The organism is Falsiroseomonas selenitidurans, assembly GCF_012103215.1.
GTDB classification, from domain to species: Bacteria; Pseudomonadota; Alphaproteobacteria; order Acetobacterales; family Acetobacteraceae; genus Falsiroseomonas; species Falsiroseomonas selenitidurans.
Map to the genome: position 1 here is coordinate 1 of NZ_JAAVNE010000079.1, position 14192 is coordinate 14192.

At 73.3% G+C, this 14192-nt stretch carries 13 protein-coding genes; 2 read left to right on the plus strand and 11 right to left on the minus strand.

Going from position 1 to position 14192, the window contains the following annotated elements:
• Window positions 1–70: 70 nt before the first annotated feature.
• Window positions 71–1147 carry a bifunctional DNA-binding transcriptional regulator/O6-methylguanine-DNA methyltransferase Ada gene (gene ada / locus HEQ75_RS26085; RefSeq protein WP_168035056.1) on the minus strand — a complete coding sequence of 359 codons (1077 nt, stop codon included), beginning with the start codon at window positions 1145–1147 and terminating at the stop codon, window positions 71–73.
• A gap of 139 nt (window positions 1148–1286) precedes the next feature.
• On the opposite strand from ada, the gene HEQ75_RS26090 reads away from it, so the two are divergent.
• The gene (locus HEQ75_RS26090; RefSeq protein WP_168035057.1) at window positions 1287–2921 is read left to right on the plus strand and encodes a hypothetical protein; all 1635 of its coding nucleotides are present in this window, start codon (window positions 1287–1289) and stop codon (window positions 2919–2921) included.
• A gap of 6 nt (window positions 2922–2927) precedes the next feature.
• Here HEQ75_RS26090 and HEQ75_RS26095 read toward each other — a convergent pair whose 3' ends face one another.
• The 3 genes from HEQ75_RS26095 to HEQ75_RS26105 all read right to left on the minus strand — a co-directional run bounded on the left by HEQ75_RS26095 (window position 2928) and on the right by HEQ75_RS26105 (window position 6488).
• The gene (locus HEQ75_RS26095; protein ID WP_209318787.1) at window positions 2928–3512 is read right to left on the minus strand and encodes a tetratricopeptide repeat protein; all 585 of its coding nucleotides are present in this window, start codon (window positions 3510–3512) and stop codon (window positions 2928–2930) included.
• A 43-nt stretch (window positions 3513–3555) separates the two neighbouring features.
• On the minus strand, window positions 3556–4902 hold the full coding sequence (glcF, locus tag HEQ75_RS26100) for a glycolate oxidase subunit GlcF (protein ID WP_168035059.1): 1347 nt from the start codon (window positions 4900–4902) through the stop codon (window positions 3556–3558).
• A 92-nt stretch (window positions 4903–4994) separates the two neighbouring features.
• Window positions 4995–6488 (minus strand): calcium-binding protein, encoded by a 1494-nt coding sequence (locus tag HEQ75_RS26105; RefSeq protein ID WP_168035060.1) that lies wholly within the window; start codon window positions 6486–6488, stop codon window positions 4995–4997.
• A gap of 248 nt (window positions 6489–6736) precedes the next feature.
• On the opposite strand from HEQ75_RS26105, the gene HEQ75_RS26110 reads away from it, so the two are divergent.
• Complete coding sequence (locus tag HEQ75_RS26110) at window positions 6737–6931, plus strand: hypothetical protein (protein WP_168035061.1); 195 nt, start codon at window positions 6737–6739, stop codon at window positions 6929–6931.
• Window positions 6932–6934: 3 nt separating this feature from the next.
• Here HEQ75_RS26110 and HEQ75_RS26115 read toward each other — a convergent pair whose 3' ends face one another.
• The 7 genes from HEQ75_RS26115 to HEQ75_RS26145 all read right to left on the minus strand — a co-directional run.
• Window positions 6935–8461: a M81 family metallopeptidase gene (locus tag HEQ75_RS26115; protein ID WP_168035062.1), complete on the minus strand. Its 1527-nt coding sequence runs from the start codon at window positions 8459–8461 to the stop codon at window positions 6935–6937.
• Window positions 8458–9636, minus strand: coding sequence for a glycolate oxidase subunit GlcE (glcE, locus tag HEQ75_RS26120; protein WP_209318788.1), 1179 nt, complete (start codon window positions 9634–9636; stop codon window positions 8458–8460). Before glcE ends, HEQ75_RS26115 begins: the two co-directional genes overlap by 4 nt.
• Window positions 9633–10574 carry a phytanoyl-CoA dioxygenase family protein gene (locus tag HEQ75_RS26125; RefSeq protein ID WP_168035063.1) on the minus strand — a complete coding sequence of 314 codons (942 nt, stop codon included), beginning with the start codon at window positions 10572–10574 and terminating at the stop codon, window positions 9633–9635. Before HEQ75_RS26125 ends, glcE begins: the two co-directional genes overlap by 4 nt.
• Window positions 10574–12001 carry an FAD-linked oxidase C-terminal domain-containing protein gene (locus tag HEQ75_RS26130; RefSeq protein WP_168035064.1) on the minus strand — a complete coding sequence of 476 codons (1428 nt, stop codon included), beginning with the start codon at window positions 11999–12001 and terminating at the stop codon, window positions 10574–10576. Before HEQ75_RS26130 ends, HEQ75_RS26125 begins: the two co-directional genes overlap by 1 nt.
• Before the next feature lie 149 nt (window positions 12002–12150).
• Window positions 12151–12276 carry a type B 50S ribosomal protein L36 gene (ykgO, locus tag HEQ75_RS26135; RefSeq protein WP_168035067.1) on the minus strand — a complete coding sequence of 42 codons (126 nt, stop codon included), beginning with the start codon at window positions 12274–12276 and terminating at the stop codon, window positions 12151–12153.
• A gap of 64 nt (window positions 12277–12340) precedes the next feature.
• Window positions 12341–13594, minus strand: coding sequence for a 3-sulfinopropanoyl-CoA desulfinase (gene acdA, locus HEQ75_RS26140; RefSeq protein WP_235962138.1), 1254 nt, complete (start codon window positions 13592–13594; stop codon window positions 12341–12343).
• Window positions 13591–14192: DUF533 domain-containing protein (locus HEQ75_RS26145; RefSeq protein WP_209318789.1), on the minus strand; the 602-nt coding region annotated here is incomplete at its 5' end. The genes acdA and HEQ75_RS26145, both read right to left, overlap by 4 nt.

Here is a 14192-nt window from a genome sequence, read left to right on the forward strand (position 1 = left end):
GCCCCGCCCGCCCCCGCGCCGGGCGGCGAAAGCCAGCCGGCGCCCCCGGCCGCGCCGCAATAGGGCTCCCTCAGGCGGCGCCGCCGCGCCGCGCCCGGCGCTCGCCGGCCAGCAGCGCCGCCTTGCGCGGTACGCCCCAGCGATAGCCGGTGAGGTCACCGCTGGCGCCGACCACCCGGTGGCAGGGTACGGCCAGGGAGACCGGGTTGCGGGCGCAGGCCCGCGCCACGGCGCGCGTCGCCGCCGGCATCCCCATCTCCGCCGCCAGGCCGGCATAGGTGCGGGTCTCGCCCAGCGGGATGCGCGTCAGCGCCTCCCACACCCGGCGCTGGAAGGCGGTGCCGCGCAGGTCCAGCGGCAGGGCCAGCGCCGCGGCGGGTTCCGCCAGGAAGCCCACCACCGCGCGCACCGCCTCGGCCAGTGCCGCCGCTGCCGGTTCCACCCGCGCCTGGGGAAAGCGGGCGCGCAGATCGCCTTCCAGCGCCGCCGGCGGCTCGGCGAAGCCGATGAAGCAGATGCCGGCTTCCGTCGCGCCGACCAGCAGCGGGCCCATGGCGCTGTCGGCATGGGCGATGCGGATCACCTCCCCTGCCCCGCCGCGCCGGGCCGCGCCGGGGGTCATGCCGAGATGCCGGCCGGTGTCTTCGTACACCCGGCTCTCGCTGCCGAAGCCGGCGCCGGCGACCGCTTCCGCCACCCGGTCCCCGGCGGCGAGCGCGGCCTGCAGGCGGCGGGCGCGGACGCCTTCGGCATAGCTGCGCGGGGTGACGCCGGTGACGTCGCGGAACAACCGCAGGAAATGATGCCGCGCATAGCCCGCGCACGCCGCCAGCGCGGCGAGGGAGGGCATGGCCTCCGCCTGCTCGATCAGGTCGCAGGCGGCCTGCACGGCGGCGGCGTGCAGCGCGGCGCGCTCCCCCTTCGGGTCGCAGCGCTTGCAGGCGCGGAAGCCTTCGGCCTCGGCGGCGCGGGCATCGGCGAAGAAGCGGGTGTTGCGGCGCAGCGGCGGACGGGCCGGGCAGCCGGGGCGGCAGAACACGCCCTGGGTTGTCACGGCATAGAGAAAGCCACCGCAATCCGGCGCCGCCACGCGGTCCAGCACGGCCTGCCAGCGCAGCGCGTCCAGGTCGATCGGGGCTTCGGGCATGGGGCTCACCTGGGGCGGAGGGGGGGTTGCGGACAAGCTGTCGCATTCCTGACCGGCCGCGGCCATCCGGGCGTTGCGCCGGCATGGACGGCGGCGGCGCCGGCCTTTCCAATGGTGGCGGACCGGAGGGGGGGGAGAGGTGGAACAGGGGACGAGCCTTGCCGACATTGCCGCCGTCGCCGGCGTCATCCTCGCCCTGGCCGCCCTCTGGCAAGGCGCCAGCCGCGGCGCCTTCGAGGAACGGGTGCGGGTGCTGTCGGACGACCCGGCGGAGCTGGATGCCGCGGTGGCGCGGCTGCGCACCATGGACCCGCTGGGGCGCTACCGCGCCTGGATCGGCGCGCTGCTGGCCACCGCCGACCGGCATCTGGGGCGCGGCCGGCTGCTGCTGCACTGGCAGGGGCTGGGCTGGTCCCTCATGCTGGCGGCGCTGTACGTCTCCGTCTTCCTGCTGGCGACAGTGATCGCCAGTGGCAGCATGCCGCTGTTCGCGGTCAGCCCGGATCTGCGGGCGGAAAGCCTGGGCGGGCCGTGGCAGCGGGCGCTGCTGATGGCCAGCCTGCTGAGCTGGCTCGGCCTGATTTTCGCCGCCGGCTATTTCAACAGCCGAGTCGAAGGGACACTGCGTCCTCGCCTGGCGGCAGGGTTGCGCCGGCTGCTGGGGCGGGAGGCGCCGGCCTGGCTGATGCATCTTGCCGAGGCGGCACCGGCAGCCGCCTTGTTCGCCCTGGGCAGCGCCGCCTTTTCCAATGCGCCCCTGCTGGCCACTGCCGCCGTCTGTGCCGGGCTGCTGGTGGTGCCCTCCCTCGGGCTGAGCATGCTTCCCTTCATCGTGGTGCTGATGACCGGCTACCTGATGCCGCATACGGCGGTGATGCACCCCGTCTTCGTCATCGCGCTGACCAGCGGGCTCGGCGCGCTCGGCGTCAGCCTTGCGCCGCCGATGGTGCCGCGGGACGTGCCAGTGGGTGGACTTGCCCTGATGGCGGCCGCGATCATTGGGCTGCTGCTCGCGCCGGTTTTCACCCGCATCGGCACCATGAGCTACCTGTTCGTCGCGCTGATCCTGCTGCTGCCCCTGGCCAATGCGCTGCTCGACTGGATCTCCACCGCGATCAGCCGGCTGCTGGCCGAGCATCTGATGCGGCAGCGGCGGCTCTCCTGGCCGGCGCTGGCGCTGCACCTGGTGGCGGACATCCTCGCCGCGATCCTGCTGCTGCTGTTGCTGGCGCTGCTGCTGCCGCTCGCGCTGCACTGGCATTGGGGGTTCGAGATCTTCACGGAATTCCGGATGCTGCGGGGCGAGCCGGTGGTCAATGCGGCGAAATACGCCTGCCTCGCCGTGCAGCAGCCGCTTGGCACCGGGCTCTGGGCCACGATGATGCTGGGCAGCACGCTGGTGCCGACCATGCTGCACCTGACCCTCGCGGTGGCCAGCCCGCTGATCCACTGGCTGGGCCCGCGCGGCCGACTGGCGCGGCTGCTGGCCAGCGCGCCGGAGGGTCCCCTGCCGGCCAAGCTGCGCGCCCAGGGCATGCTGCCGCTGGCCGTCGCCCGCTATGAGCGGCGGGAGCAGCCCCTGGCGCTCGGGCTTGGCGTGGCGCTGGCCTTCCTGCTGGTGCTTGGAGTCTCGCTTGGCATCTTCCGGGGCCTCGACCTGCTGGCCGCCGCCGCGCTGGGCTGGCCGGAGGCGACGGCGGGCCAATTGGCGCTGTGGTTCGCCAGCGGCTTCGACACGGCGATGGTGCGCGCCTGCTTCGACCTGGCCGGTTGAAGAGGGCTACAGCGCGTCACCCTCCGCCCGCCGCAGCAATTCCCGCCGCCGTTCCGGGCCGCCGGCCAGCTTCGGGTGCAGCGCCAGCACCGCGTCCAGGCTGCGCAGCGCGCCGCGAAAGTCGCCGGCTTCCTCCTGCAACCCGGACAGTTGCAGCAGCGCGCCGAAATGCCGCGGCTCCAGCCGCAGCGCCGCCTGCAGGTCGCGCGCCGCGGCGATCCGGTCGCCCTGCCGCGCATTGGCCTGGGCCCGCATCAGCCAGGCTTCCGCCGCCTCCGGCTCCAGCACCAGGGCGGCGTCGAAATCCTCCAGCGCCTCCGCCACCTCTTCGGCCTGGAGGTTGCGCTGGCCGCGGCGCAGCAGCAGGGCCGCGGCCGGGGAGACGGCCTGCGCCCATAGGCTGCGGATCCGCGTCTCCAGGATCTGCGCGCCGCCGGAATCCTCGGCGGCCTGCAGCGCCGCGAACAGCCGGTCGAGCTCGGCCGCCCGTGCCGCCTCCCGCGGCGACTGGGCCGGGGCGGGGTCGGGCATGGCCAGAAGCCAGGCCAGGGCGAGCAGCAGGGCGCGGATCATGGCCGGAGCCTCCGGCATCGCCCCGCCCCCTTGCAAGCGCAATCGGCCGCGAGGCGGCGGGTCAGGCGCTGCGGGCGGCCTTGTCTCGTGCCCGCGCCGCCGCGATGGCTCCCATGATCGCCGCCGGTTCCGGCCCGCCGGCCATCCAGTCCAGCAGTTCCACCGTGTGCACGGTGGGCATGGCGCCGCCGGCCAACTGGGTCAGGCAGCCGATATTGCCGGCGGCGATCAGGTCCGCCCGGGTGCGGTCCAGATTGGCCAGCTTGCGCTCGCGCAACTGCCCGGCGATCGCCGGCTGCATCAGGTTGTAGGTGCCGGCGCTGCCGCAGCAGAGATGCGATTCGGCCGGCTCCTTCACCGTGAAGCCGGCGCGCTTCAGCAGGTCCTTCGGCGCCGCCGTCACCTTCTGCCCGTGCTGCAGCGAACAGGCGGCGTGGTAGGCGACGGTCAGGCCGGGCGCGGGCCGGCTCGGCGCATAGCCGAACTTCACCAGAAGTTCGGAGACATCCATCGCCAGGGCGGAGAGGCGCGCCGCCGCCACGGCCTCCGGCTCCTCGCGGAACATGAAGCCGTAATCCTTCACCGTGGTGCCGCAGCCGGAGGTGTTGATCACCACGGCGTCCAGCCCCTCCGCCTCCAGCTCCGCGGTCCAGGCGGCGATGTTGGCGCGGGCCAGGCGCATCGCCGGGTCGTGGTGGCCCATATGGTGGTCCAGCGCACCGCAGCAGCCCTGGGCGCGCGGCACCACCACCTCCAGCCCCATCCGCGTCAGCAGGCGGATGGTGGCATCGTTGATGGAAGGTGACAGCACGCGCTGGGCGCAGCCGGTCAGCAAGGCGACCCGGCCGCGCCTTGTGCCTTCGGCACGGAACACGCCGGGCCGGTCCAGTGCGCTCGGCCCCGGCACCCGGGCGGGGGCCAGGCGGAACATCGCCCGCAGCCGCTGTGCGGTCATCGATGCGCCGGGCACCAGGCGCGCCAGCGGCCGCGCCAGCCCGGCGCCCAGCAGCGCCAGGCGGAAGCGGCGCGGATAGGGCAGCAGGGCGGAGAGCAGCCGGCGCAGGCCACGTTCGGCGGGCGGGCGGTCGTAGGTCTCCTCGATATGCCGCCGGGCGTGGTCCACCAGGTGCATGTAGTTCACGCCGGAGGGGCAGGTCGTCATGCAGGAGAGGCAGGAGAGGCAGCGATCGACATGCCGCACCACCTCCTCCGTCGCCGGCCGGCCGTTCTCCAGCATGTCCTTGATGAGGTAGATGCGGCCGCGCGGGCTATCCAGCTCGTCGCCCAGCAGCAGGAAGGTCGGGCAGGTGGCGGTGCAGAAGCCGCAATGGACGCAGGTGCGGAGGATCCGGTTGCTTTCCGCCGTGTCGGGGTCGCGCAGCTGGTCGGGCGTGAAGCTGGTCTGCATCCTGGGTCCCCCGCCCCTACAGATAGGGCGAAGTCGCCGGCCCGGGAAGCACCCCGGGCCGGCCGTGGCCCATCCTCAAGCGAGGAGGAGCGTCAGGCGAAGATGAAATCGCTGGCCGAAAGCCCCGCGCCGGCCAGCCCGTCGAGGTCGGTGATGTCCGTGAAGCGGGCGATGGAGACGGCGGTGTCCGGGGCGGAGACCACCAGCAGGCTGGCGACGTTCACCGTGGTGTTGAAGTAGATCACCATGTCACCCGCCTGTTCGCCCTGCGCCGCCTGCACCGCCAGCGCGCCGGAGGCGAAGCCGGTATCCGTCAGCACCATCACGCCCTGCCCGGCGGAGCCCGCGGCCGCGCCCTGGTAGAAGGAGGAGACCTGCCCGCCGCCGCCGCTGCCATCCAGGAAATTGGCGCCGGCCGCGTCGTTGCCGACGCCCATGGCGTCGAACAGGAAGCTGTCCTGCGCCGCGCTGAAATCCTCGATCGCGGCGAAGGCCGGCGCGGTGCCGGCGGCGGCCGGGGATTGCGGGTTGTTGAAGCGGAAGGCGAAGCGGTCGGCGCCGGCGCCACCGCTGACCACGTCCAGCCCCTCGCCGATCAGCAGCGTGTCGTCGCCGGACCCGCCGTTCAGCACATCCGCGGACAGGTCGCCGCGGCCGGTGACGTTGCCCGAGTCGCCGGCCAGGATGTCGTTGCCGGCGCCGCCGATCAGCACGTCGATGCCGGTGCCGCCGGTGATGGTGTCGTTGCCCTCATTGCCCAGCAGCCGGTCGGCGCCGGCTTCGCCGCGGATGGCATCGTGGCCCAACCCGCCCTGCACCTGGTCGTCGCCGGCACCGGCGCGGATGGTGTCGTCGCCACCGCCGGCGCGGATGCTGTCATCCCCCACATTGCCGAACAGCCGGTCCGCGCCCGCCCCGCCGATGAGGCGGGAGCCGACGGCCTCGATCTCGCCGGAGGCGACCGGCAGCACCAGCTTGTAGCCCGCCGTGCCGTCGATCTCGCCGCCCGTGCCGGCGCCGGCGCTGCCGTCCACGGACAGGCCGTGGATCACCATCTCCCGCAGTTCCAGCGGGAACACCTGCTCCGCCGTGATGCCCGCGGCCAGGCCCTGGCCGGCGCCGAGGTCGAAGGTCTGGAAGTAGCGGATGCTGCCATCGGGCGCGGTTGGGAAACCGCCGAGCCCCGCATTCGGCGGCATGGTCAGGTTCACCAGGATCGGGCCATAGGCGGGCGCGCCCTCCGCCAGTTCCACGAAGCCGTCGCCGTCCAGGTCACGCGCGAGCGAGGGGGTCTTGCTTTCCAGCGGCAGGCCGGCAGGGGAAAGCCGGCCGTGGATGTGCTGGATGTGGACCTGGTTCGGCTCCAGCCCATCGGCGTGGATGTGCACCGTCAGCAGGTTGCCCTGGCGCGACAGCTCGGCGAAGCCGCTGACGCCGGAGTCGTTCAGGGCGCTGAATTCGACATAGCCCAGGTCGCGGGCGACGAGGGTGACACCCTGGTCGCCGGCGCGCTGGACCGGGACGAAGGTGACCGGATGGGCGGGCGTGGTGGGCGCCGGGCCGCTCGGCGTGTGGGAATGGCTCATCGTCTTGGGCTCCCCGGCGCGCGTGATTGCTGCGCCTGCCCCGCGCTACGGGCCTGCGGTCCGGGTGGATGCACCGCTCACGCACGCGTCATCGGTGAATCGTATCGGAGAGAGGGGAAGGGAATGCGTGCCCGGCAGGCAAAATGCACGGCAGGCTACTTGCAGAACAATGCAGGTCCGCAGCTAGTGTTGCGGATTGCGAGAACAGGCGCAGGCATCCTCATCCGCCCGGTAGAAGGAATCGCAGAATGCGAGTCGAACCCAAGGATCACCGCCCGGTCACCGAACAGGCGGCGCAACCCTCCCAGGCCGCCTGGATGGGCGCGGCGGAGGCGGAGCGCCAGCAGGCGCTGCTGCGGGTCGCCGGGCGCCCGGCCGAGCCGGCCAAGACGCCGATGCGCCGTCGCACGGATCGCCCGGCCTCGGGACCCGCCGCGCCCTGACCCTCAGGGCCAGGTCGCGCCGGGATCCAGTGGGAAGACCGGGCGCGGCAGGCCGCGGAAATCGAAGCGGGCAAGCACCGGGCTGACCAGACCGGGGGCATCGACTTCCCACGTCCGGTCGGGCGTTGCGTAGAGGTCGAAGCCGGCGCGGAAATGCCCGCGCGACTTGACCACGATGGTGCGCGCGGCCTCCACCTCCACGCCCAGCAATTCCAGCATCGCGGGATCCTGCAACTGCCGGCGCAGCGACCCCACGGCCAGCAGCAGGCCGCTGCCCTCCAATTCCAGCAGCGCCGCGGGGCCGAGGTTGAAGGCGCGCCCGGCCAGCCCGCCGCGCCGGCCCACGCCCTGGCCGTCCGACACGGCCCGCACCCGCGCCATGGCACGAAAGGTCGCCGCGAAGGGGCCCGGCGTGGCGTTGGCCACCGCCTCGATCCGCGCGCCCGGCCCGGCCGCCTGGGCGGCGGCGGCCAGGGCAGGGTCCACCAGCACGCCGAAGACCACGCCGCGCGCGCCCGATTCGTGCAGCGCCGCCAGCAGCGCCGTGGTGTTCCCGCCACCGCCGCCGCCGGGGTTGTCCGCCACATCGGCCAGGATCAGCCGCGGCCGCGCCGGGTCGCCGCCGGTCGCCACCGCCTCCGCCACCGCCGCGTCGATGGGCGTCAGCCGGCGGGTGAGTTGCGCGCGGCTGGCCCAGATGTCCGCGGCCAGGCGCTCGGCCAGCGCGCGCGCCTTGGCCCCCTGCCCCGGCCGTGCCGAGGCCCAGACGCAGAGGCCGCATTTCGGGATATCGGTATAGGCGAAGCCGCCGGTGACGGAGACGCCGAGCAGATCCGCATCCGCCTCCCGCGCCGCGACGCCGGCGCGGATGGCATCGGCGTAGGGGGAGGATTCGGCCGTCAGCAGGGTGACGGTCGGTGGCGTCAACGGCAGGCGGATGAAATGGGTCTCCGGCCGCTCCCCGGTCGCCAGGATGCGCCGCAGCGCATCGGCCGCCTCCGCCGCGCGCGCGCGCATGTCCACATGCGGGTTGGTGCGGTAGCCGATCAGCAGATCCGCCAGCGCCACCTGGCGGTCCGAGACGTTGCAATGCAGGTCGAGCGTGCCGACGATGGGCACCGCCGGCCCCAGCAGGTCCCGCAGCAGGGCCAGGATGGCGCCGTCCGTGTCCTCCTCCTCCGCCGCGCGGCTGGCGCCGTGGTTGGCGACATAGACGGCATCCACCGGCCCCGCCGCCGCCAGCCCCTGCCGGACCCGGTCGAGAAAGCCGGAAAAGATGCCGGGCGCCATGGTGCCGCCGGGCGGTGCGCTGATGCAGATCAGCGGCACGGGCTGCCACGGCCCGGTGGCGTCCATGCGCTGGTAGAAGCCGGGGATCTCGCCCGGGGCGGCGCTGACCGGGGCGCGGCCGGCATCCGTCAGCGCCTCCCCCTCCAGCCAGGAGAGCTGCTCGAAATCCGCCCGGGTGGTGGGCGGGGAGAAGGCGTTCACCTCCAGGTGCAGGCCGAGGATGGCGATGCGCGGCGTCATGCGGCGGCTCTCATCCGGCCGGGGTTGAAGATCTGGTGCGGATCGAGCGCCGCCTTCACCCGGGCGCCGATGGCGGCCAGCGCGGCCGGCTCCTCCGGCAGCACGGGCACAGCGGCCCGCAGCGGCGCCGGGGCGCGGAACAGGGTGAAGCTGCCGCGCGAAGCCGCCGCCGCCTGCATCACCGCCACATGGGCAGCTGCCGTCGCCGGGCCGGCGAGCCAGACCAGCCCGCCGCCCCAATCCAGCAGCACCCTGCCGCCCAGCGCATCGGCCAGCGCGGCGACCACCCCGGGCGCGGCGGAGGGGCGGACGGAGATGCGCCAGATGGCATCCTCCGGCGCCGCCGCCAGCGGCGCGGCATCGCGCAGGCCGCGCCACAGCGCCTCCGATTCCGCGCCTTCCAGCAGCGTGACATCGCCCCGCGCCGCGAGGTCCGCGCGCAGGCGGCCGGCCCGATAGGCGACGCTGTCCGGAAAATCCTCCAGCCGCAGCCAGGCGGTGGCGCCGGAGGCGGCAGGGGCCAGCGCCGCGCCGGTGACGCCATAGGGGCTGGCCAGCCCGGCGGAGAGCGCGCGCACCCCCGCCGCCACGCCCGGCACGGCGATGGCCAGCGTGGCGGAGGCACGGGCGGCGGGCAGCACCTTCAGCGTCACCTCGGTCAGCACCCCCAGCGTGCCGTGGCTGCCGGCCAGCAGCTTGCAGAGGTCGAGCCCGGTGACGTTCTTCAGCACCCGCCCGCCGCTGCGCACCATCTCCCCCACCCCATTGACGAAGCGGATGCCCAGCAGATGGTCGCGGATGGCGCCCACCGTGATGCGGCGGGGGCCTGAGAGATTGGTGGCGACGATGCCGCCGATCGTGGCCGGGTCCGGCGCGCCGAACAGGCTGCGCGTATCCGGCGGCTCCGGCGCCAGCATCTGGCCATGCTCGGCCAGCGCCGCCTCGATCTCCGGCAGTGGCGTGCCGGCGCGGGCCGAGAGCACCAGCTCGGTCGGTTTGTACAGGGTGATGCCGCTCAGGCCCCGCGTGGTCAGGGTGCGGGCGGCCTGGACCGGGCGCAGCAGGGCGCGCTTGCTGCCATGCCCCTCAATGGCCAGGGGCTCCCGCATCGCGACGGCGGCGCGGATGGCCTCCACGACACCCGCCTCGTCGGCGGGCGCGATCAGATCGGTCATGGGGCGGTGCTTCCGGCCGGCGGGTCGAAGGGGGAGCCATCCGGCGCACGGCGCCAGACCGCGCGCGCCAGCCCCAGCCGTGCCAGCGCGTCAGGCAGCCGCAGAGGCAGCGCGGCGCGGCGGCGGGCCAGCGTCGGAACCCAGTCCGCCGGCCCGCGCAGCAGCGGCAGGAAGGGGTTGGGGCGAGAGATCGCGTAGATCTCGACGCGCATGGATGGCTGCGCCGTGCGCGACCGCGCATGGAAGCCGCGCACATCGGCCCCCACCAGCGTATTGGCCGGCACCGCCAGGCGCCGCGGCGGCGGCAGCTGCAGGCGCAGCAGCGCCTCCTCCGCGATGCGGAAGGCGCCGCCGATGCGGCGCTGCGCCGCCACCACGCTGCGCGTCCGCTCCCAGGCCTGGCGGCGGCGCGTCAGGCGGTGGGAGCCGGGCACGAAGGCGAGCGGTCCGACCTCCTCCGGCACGTCCTGCAGATAGAACCAGGCCTTCATGTTGGGGTGGAAGGTGTCCATGTGCAGGGCGGTCTGCGGGTCCGCCTCCGCCCCCGGCGCGGCGTGGGTCAGGATGGTCTGGATATAGACCAGCGGCTCCGCGGCGGAGGCCGCGACATAGCGCAGCGTGCCGCGCCAGACCGGGTCTTCGAGCAGCGTGCGCAGCGCCTGCAGTTCCGCCCGCAGCGCGGCGAAGGTTTCCGGCGGCAGGAAGTTGTCGCGGCGGATGTAGCCTTCCTTGTCGAAATGCGCCCGGTCCTCGGCCGCCACCGCACCGGCCAGGCGGGCACGGCGCCAGGCGGCGAGGCTTTCCGCCAGACGGGCGCGCCCGACATGCAGGCCGCGCCGGTTCAGCGTGACGCTGCCGATCAGGGGGTTGCGCCTGTAGTCCTTGCTGCCGCTCAGCAGCGCCCCGGCGTGCAGGGGCAGCAGCAACCAGCGCAGCATCAGACGGGCTCGGTCAGCGGGAAGACCTTGTGCGGGTTCAGCAGCCAGGCGGGGTCGAAGGCCGTCTTGATGGCGCGCTGCTGGGTGAGTTCGTGGGGCTGGAACTGGACCGGCATCAGGTCCCGCTTCTCCACGCCCACGCCATGTTCGCCGGTGAGGCAGCCGCCTACCTCGACGCAGAGCCTCAGGATCTCCGCGCCGAAGGTCTCCGCCTTGTGGAAGCTGTCCGGGTCGTTGGCATCGAACATGATCAGCGGGTGCAGGTTGCCGTCGCCGGCGTGGAACACATTGGCCACCTGCAGGCCATAGGCCGTGCTCATCTCGCCGATGCGCTTCAGCACGAAGGGCAGTTCGCCAGTCGGGATGGTGCCGTCCATGCAGAGATAGTCGGGCGAGATGCGGCCGACCGCGCCGAAGGCCCCCTTGCGGCCCTTCCAGATCGCCATGGATTCCTCCGCCGAGGTTGCGACCTTCAGGCTGATCGGGTCGAAGCGGGCGCAGATCTCCTTGATGCGGTCCAGCAGCGCGTCCTGTTCCGCGACGCTGCCCTCCACCTCGATGATCAGCATCGCCTCCGCATCCAGCGGGTAGCCGGCATGGGCGAAGGCCTCGCAGGCATGGATGCAGGGGCGGTCCATGAACTCCAGCGCCACGGGGATGATGCCGGAGCCGATGATGGCATCCACCGCCGCGCCGGCGATTTCCGTGCCCTTGAAGGCGGCCAGCATGGCACGCGCGCCTTCCGGGCCGCGCAGGATGCGCACCGTGACCTCGGTGACGATGCCGAGCATCCCTTCGCTGCCGGTCAGCAGGCCGAGCCAGTCATAGCCCGCATGGTCCAGATGCGCGCCGCCGACCTCCACGATGTCGCCTTCCGGCGTGACCAGCTTCAGGCCCAGCAGGTTGTTGGCGGTGACGCCGTACTTCAGGCAATGCGCGCCGCCCGAGTTCATGTTGACGTTGCCGCCGATCATGCAGGCGAGCTGGGAGGAGGGGTCGGGGGCGTAGAAGAAGCCCTCATGCTCCACCGCCTTGGTGATGCCGAGATTGGTGACGCCGGCTTCCACCACCGCCAGCCGGTCCTCGAAATCGATCTCCAGGATGCGGTTCATGCGCATCAGGCCGATCACCACCGCATCCTCCAGCGGCAGGGCGCCGCCCGAGAGGCTGGTGCCGGCGCCGCGCGGCACCATGCGGATGCCATTGGCGTGGCAGTAGCGCACCACCGCCGCCACCTGTTCCGTGGTGGACGGCAGCACGACCGCGAGCGGCATCTGGCGGTAGGCGGTCAGGCCATCGGTTTCATAGGGCCGCATGCGCAGCGTCTCGTGGATCACGGCGTCGGCGGGCAGCAGGGCGAGCAGCGCGGCCACGATCTCGGTGCGGCGGGCCAGGATGTCGGGCTTGGGCGGCGGCAGGGCGATCATGGCGGCTTGGTGCTCCCCTGTCCCGAGGATGGCGGCAGCGCGCAGCGGGGGCAAGGCCGTCGGCGCCCCGCAAACGCGTCGCGCCGCGCCTGGTCACCCAGGCGCGGCGCGACGAACCCCGACAAGCCCCCGGAAGGGGGCCCTTCGGCTCAGCCCTGGCGGGCCTTCAGGCGCGGGTTCTTCTTGTTCAGCACATAGGTCCGGCCACGGCGCCGCACCAGGATGCAGTTCTTGTCGCGGGTCTTCGCGGTCTTCAGGCTGTTGCGGATCTTCATGGTCATGGTCCTGTGAAGGCGGGCGAGATACGGGGCGGGCGGCGGCGAGTCAACCTTGGGCGGCTCAATCCGCCGCCAGCTTGCCCATCGCCGCTTCCTCCGCGATCACCCGCAGGAAGCCGTCCCGGGTCTGCGGCAGCTTGCGGCCGAGGATCTGCTCCGCCACCTGGTTGCGCAGCACCTGCGCCGTGCCGCCGGCAATGGCGAACATGCGGGCGTCGCGCAGGTAGCGCTCCATCGGGTTGTCCTTGGAATAGCCCGCGGCGCCCCAGACCTGCAGCGCGCCATTGGTGACGCGGATCGCCATCTCACTGGCAAAGACCTTGGCCTGGGCGGCGGCGAGGCGATCCGGGAAGCCGGCGGGGCCGGCGCTGCGGGCGGCGCGGTGCACCAGGGCGCGGGCGGCCTCCACCTCGATCGACATGTCGGCCAGCATCCAGCCCAGCCCCTGGAATTCCGCGATCGGCCGGCCGAACTGGGTGCGCGCATTGGCGCGGCCGATGGCGTGTTCATAGGCCCCGGCCGCCAGCCCCAGCGCCACCGTCGCCGCCCCGACGCGCTGCCCGTTATAGGCATCGATCAACCGGCCGAAGCCGCGCTGCCAGCCGCCGGGCGCGCGCAGCACCATGTCGTCCGCCACCTCGAGGTCACGGAATTCGAGCTCCGCCTCCGGCATGCCGCACAGGCCGAGCGAGGGGATGCGGCGGGAGATGATGAGCCCCTCCGGCCGCCCATCCGCCTCCCGCACCACCAGGAAGCCGCCGATGCCCTTGAAGGCGCCGTCCTCCATCACCCGGGCGAAGATCAGGTGCAGCTTGCTGACGCCGCCGCCGGTGATCCAGGTTTTCCGCCCGTTGATGATCCAGCGGTCGCCACGCTTGATCGCCGTCGTCGCCATCTCGGTGGCGGCAGAGCCGGCCTCGGGCTCGGTGATGCAGATGGCGGGCTTGTCGCCGGCCAGCACCAGCCCGGCGGCGAGCCTCTTCTGCGCCTCCGTGCCATAGGCCATGATGGCGCCAACCGCGCCCATATTCGCTTCCACGGCGATCCGGCCGCAGACGGCGCAGGCCTTGGAGAATTCCTCCACCACCAGCGCGGCATCGAGCACGGAGCCGCCCGGCCCGCCCCATTCGCGCGGCACGGTCAGGCCGGTGAAGCCGGCTTCCGCCATGCGCTTCACCATGGGCCAGGGATACTGGCCGCTGCGGTCGGTCTCCGCCGCCTGGGCGGCGGCCTCCTGCGCCAGTTCCCGTGCCCGGTCACGCAGCGCCGCCTGTTCCGGCGTCAGCCCGTCCCTGTCCATGTCTCCCCCGTTCATTGGCCCAGTTTCTCCTCGATCGTCGCCGCCGCCTGCGGGTCCAGGCCCAGGGCCTGGCGAAGGCGGTCCAGCCAGGCGCGCTCCGGCGCCGAGATGTCGTCCATGCCAGCCACGGCCGCGGCATAGAGCCGGGCGCGCAGCATCGGGTCCTGCGCTTCAGCCGCCAGGGCTTCCGGCGCCAGCGGCGTGTCGAAATCGGCCAGCACCAGATCGCGTTCCGCGGCCGACAGCCCGGCGGCGTCCAGCTGCTCCGCGATGGCCTCGCGTTCCGCCGCCTCCACCACGCCATCGGCCTGGGCCGCGGCAACCATGGTGCGGACCAGCAGCAGGGGTTCGGCATCCTCGGCCGAAGCGGCGGCTGCCGGCGGGGCGGCCGGCGCCATGGCGCCACCGGTCTGCGGCAGGCGCCAGGGGGTGGCAGGGCGCGGCACGGGCCGCGTAGCCGGATCGGGCGGCAGATCGGGGGCGCGGACGCGCCCAGCGGGGCGCGGTGGCGCGGGCTGCCGCTGCTCGCGGGTCATTGCCTCGATCGCCACGCCGGCCAGCGTGGCCAGGCCGCGGGCGAGCTGCGTCATCATCTGCGCGAACCGGGCCTCGT

What these genes read in the sequence shown, in the direction of transcription:
- ada (WP_168035056.1), bottom strand. Translation starts at nt 1,147, where the DNA reads ATGCCCGAAGCCCCGATCGACCTGGACGCGCTGCGCTGGCAGGCCGTG.
- HEQ75_RS26095 (WP_209318787.1), bottom strand. Translation starts at nt 3,512, where the DNA reads ATGCCGGAGGCTCCGGCCATGATCCGCGCCCTGCTGCTCGCCCTGGCC.
- glcF (WP_168035059.1), bottom strand. Translation starts at nt 4,902, where the DNA reads ATGCAGACCAGCTTCACGCCCGACCAGCTGCGCGACCCCGACACGGCG.
- HEQ75_RS26105 (WP_168035060.1), bottom strand. Translation starts at nt 6,488, where the DNA reads ATGAGCCATTCCCACACGCCGAGCGGCCCGGCGCCCACCACGCCCGCC.
- HEQ75_RS26110 (WP_168035061.1), top strand. Translation starts at nt 6,737, where the DNA reads ATGCGAGTCGAACCCAAGGATCACCGCCCGGTCACCGAACAGGCGGCG.
- HEQ75_RS26115 (WP_168035062.1), bottom strand. Translation starts at nt 8,461, where the DNA reads ATGACGCCGCGCATCGCCATCCTCGGCCTGCACCTGGAGGTGAACGCC.
- glcE (WP_209318788.1), bottom strand. Translation starts at nt 9,636, where the DNA reads ATGACCGATCTGATCGCGCCCGCCGACGAGGCGGGTGTCGTGGAGGCC.
- HEQ75_RS26125 (WP_168035063.1), bottom strand. Translation starts at nt 10,574, where the DNA reads ATGCTGCGCTGGTTGCTGCTGCCCCTGCACGCCGGGGCGCTGCTGAGC.
- HEQ75_RS26130 (WP_168035064.1), bottom strand. Translation starts at nt 12,001, where the DNA reads ATGATCGCCCTGCCGCCGCCCAAGCCCGACATCCTGGCCCGCCGCACC.
- ykgO (WP_168035067.1), bottom strand. Translation starts at nt 12,276, where the DNA reads ATGAAGATCCGCAACAGCCTGAAGACCGCGAAGACCCGCGACAAGAAC.
- acdA (WP_235962138.1), bottom strand. Translation starts at nt 13,594, where the DNA reads ATGAACGGGGGAGACATGGACAGGGACGGGCTGACGCCGGAACAGGCG.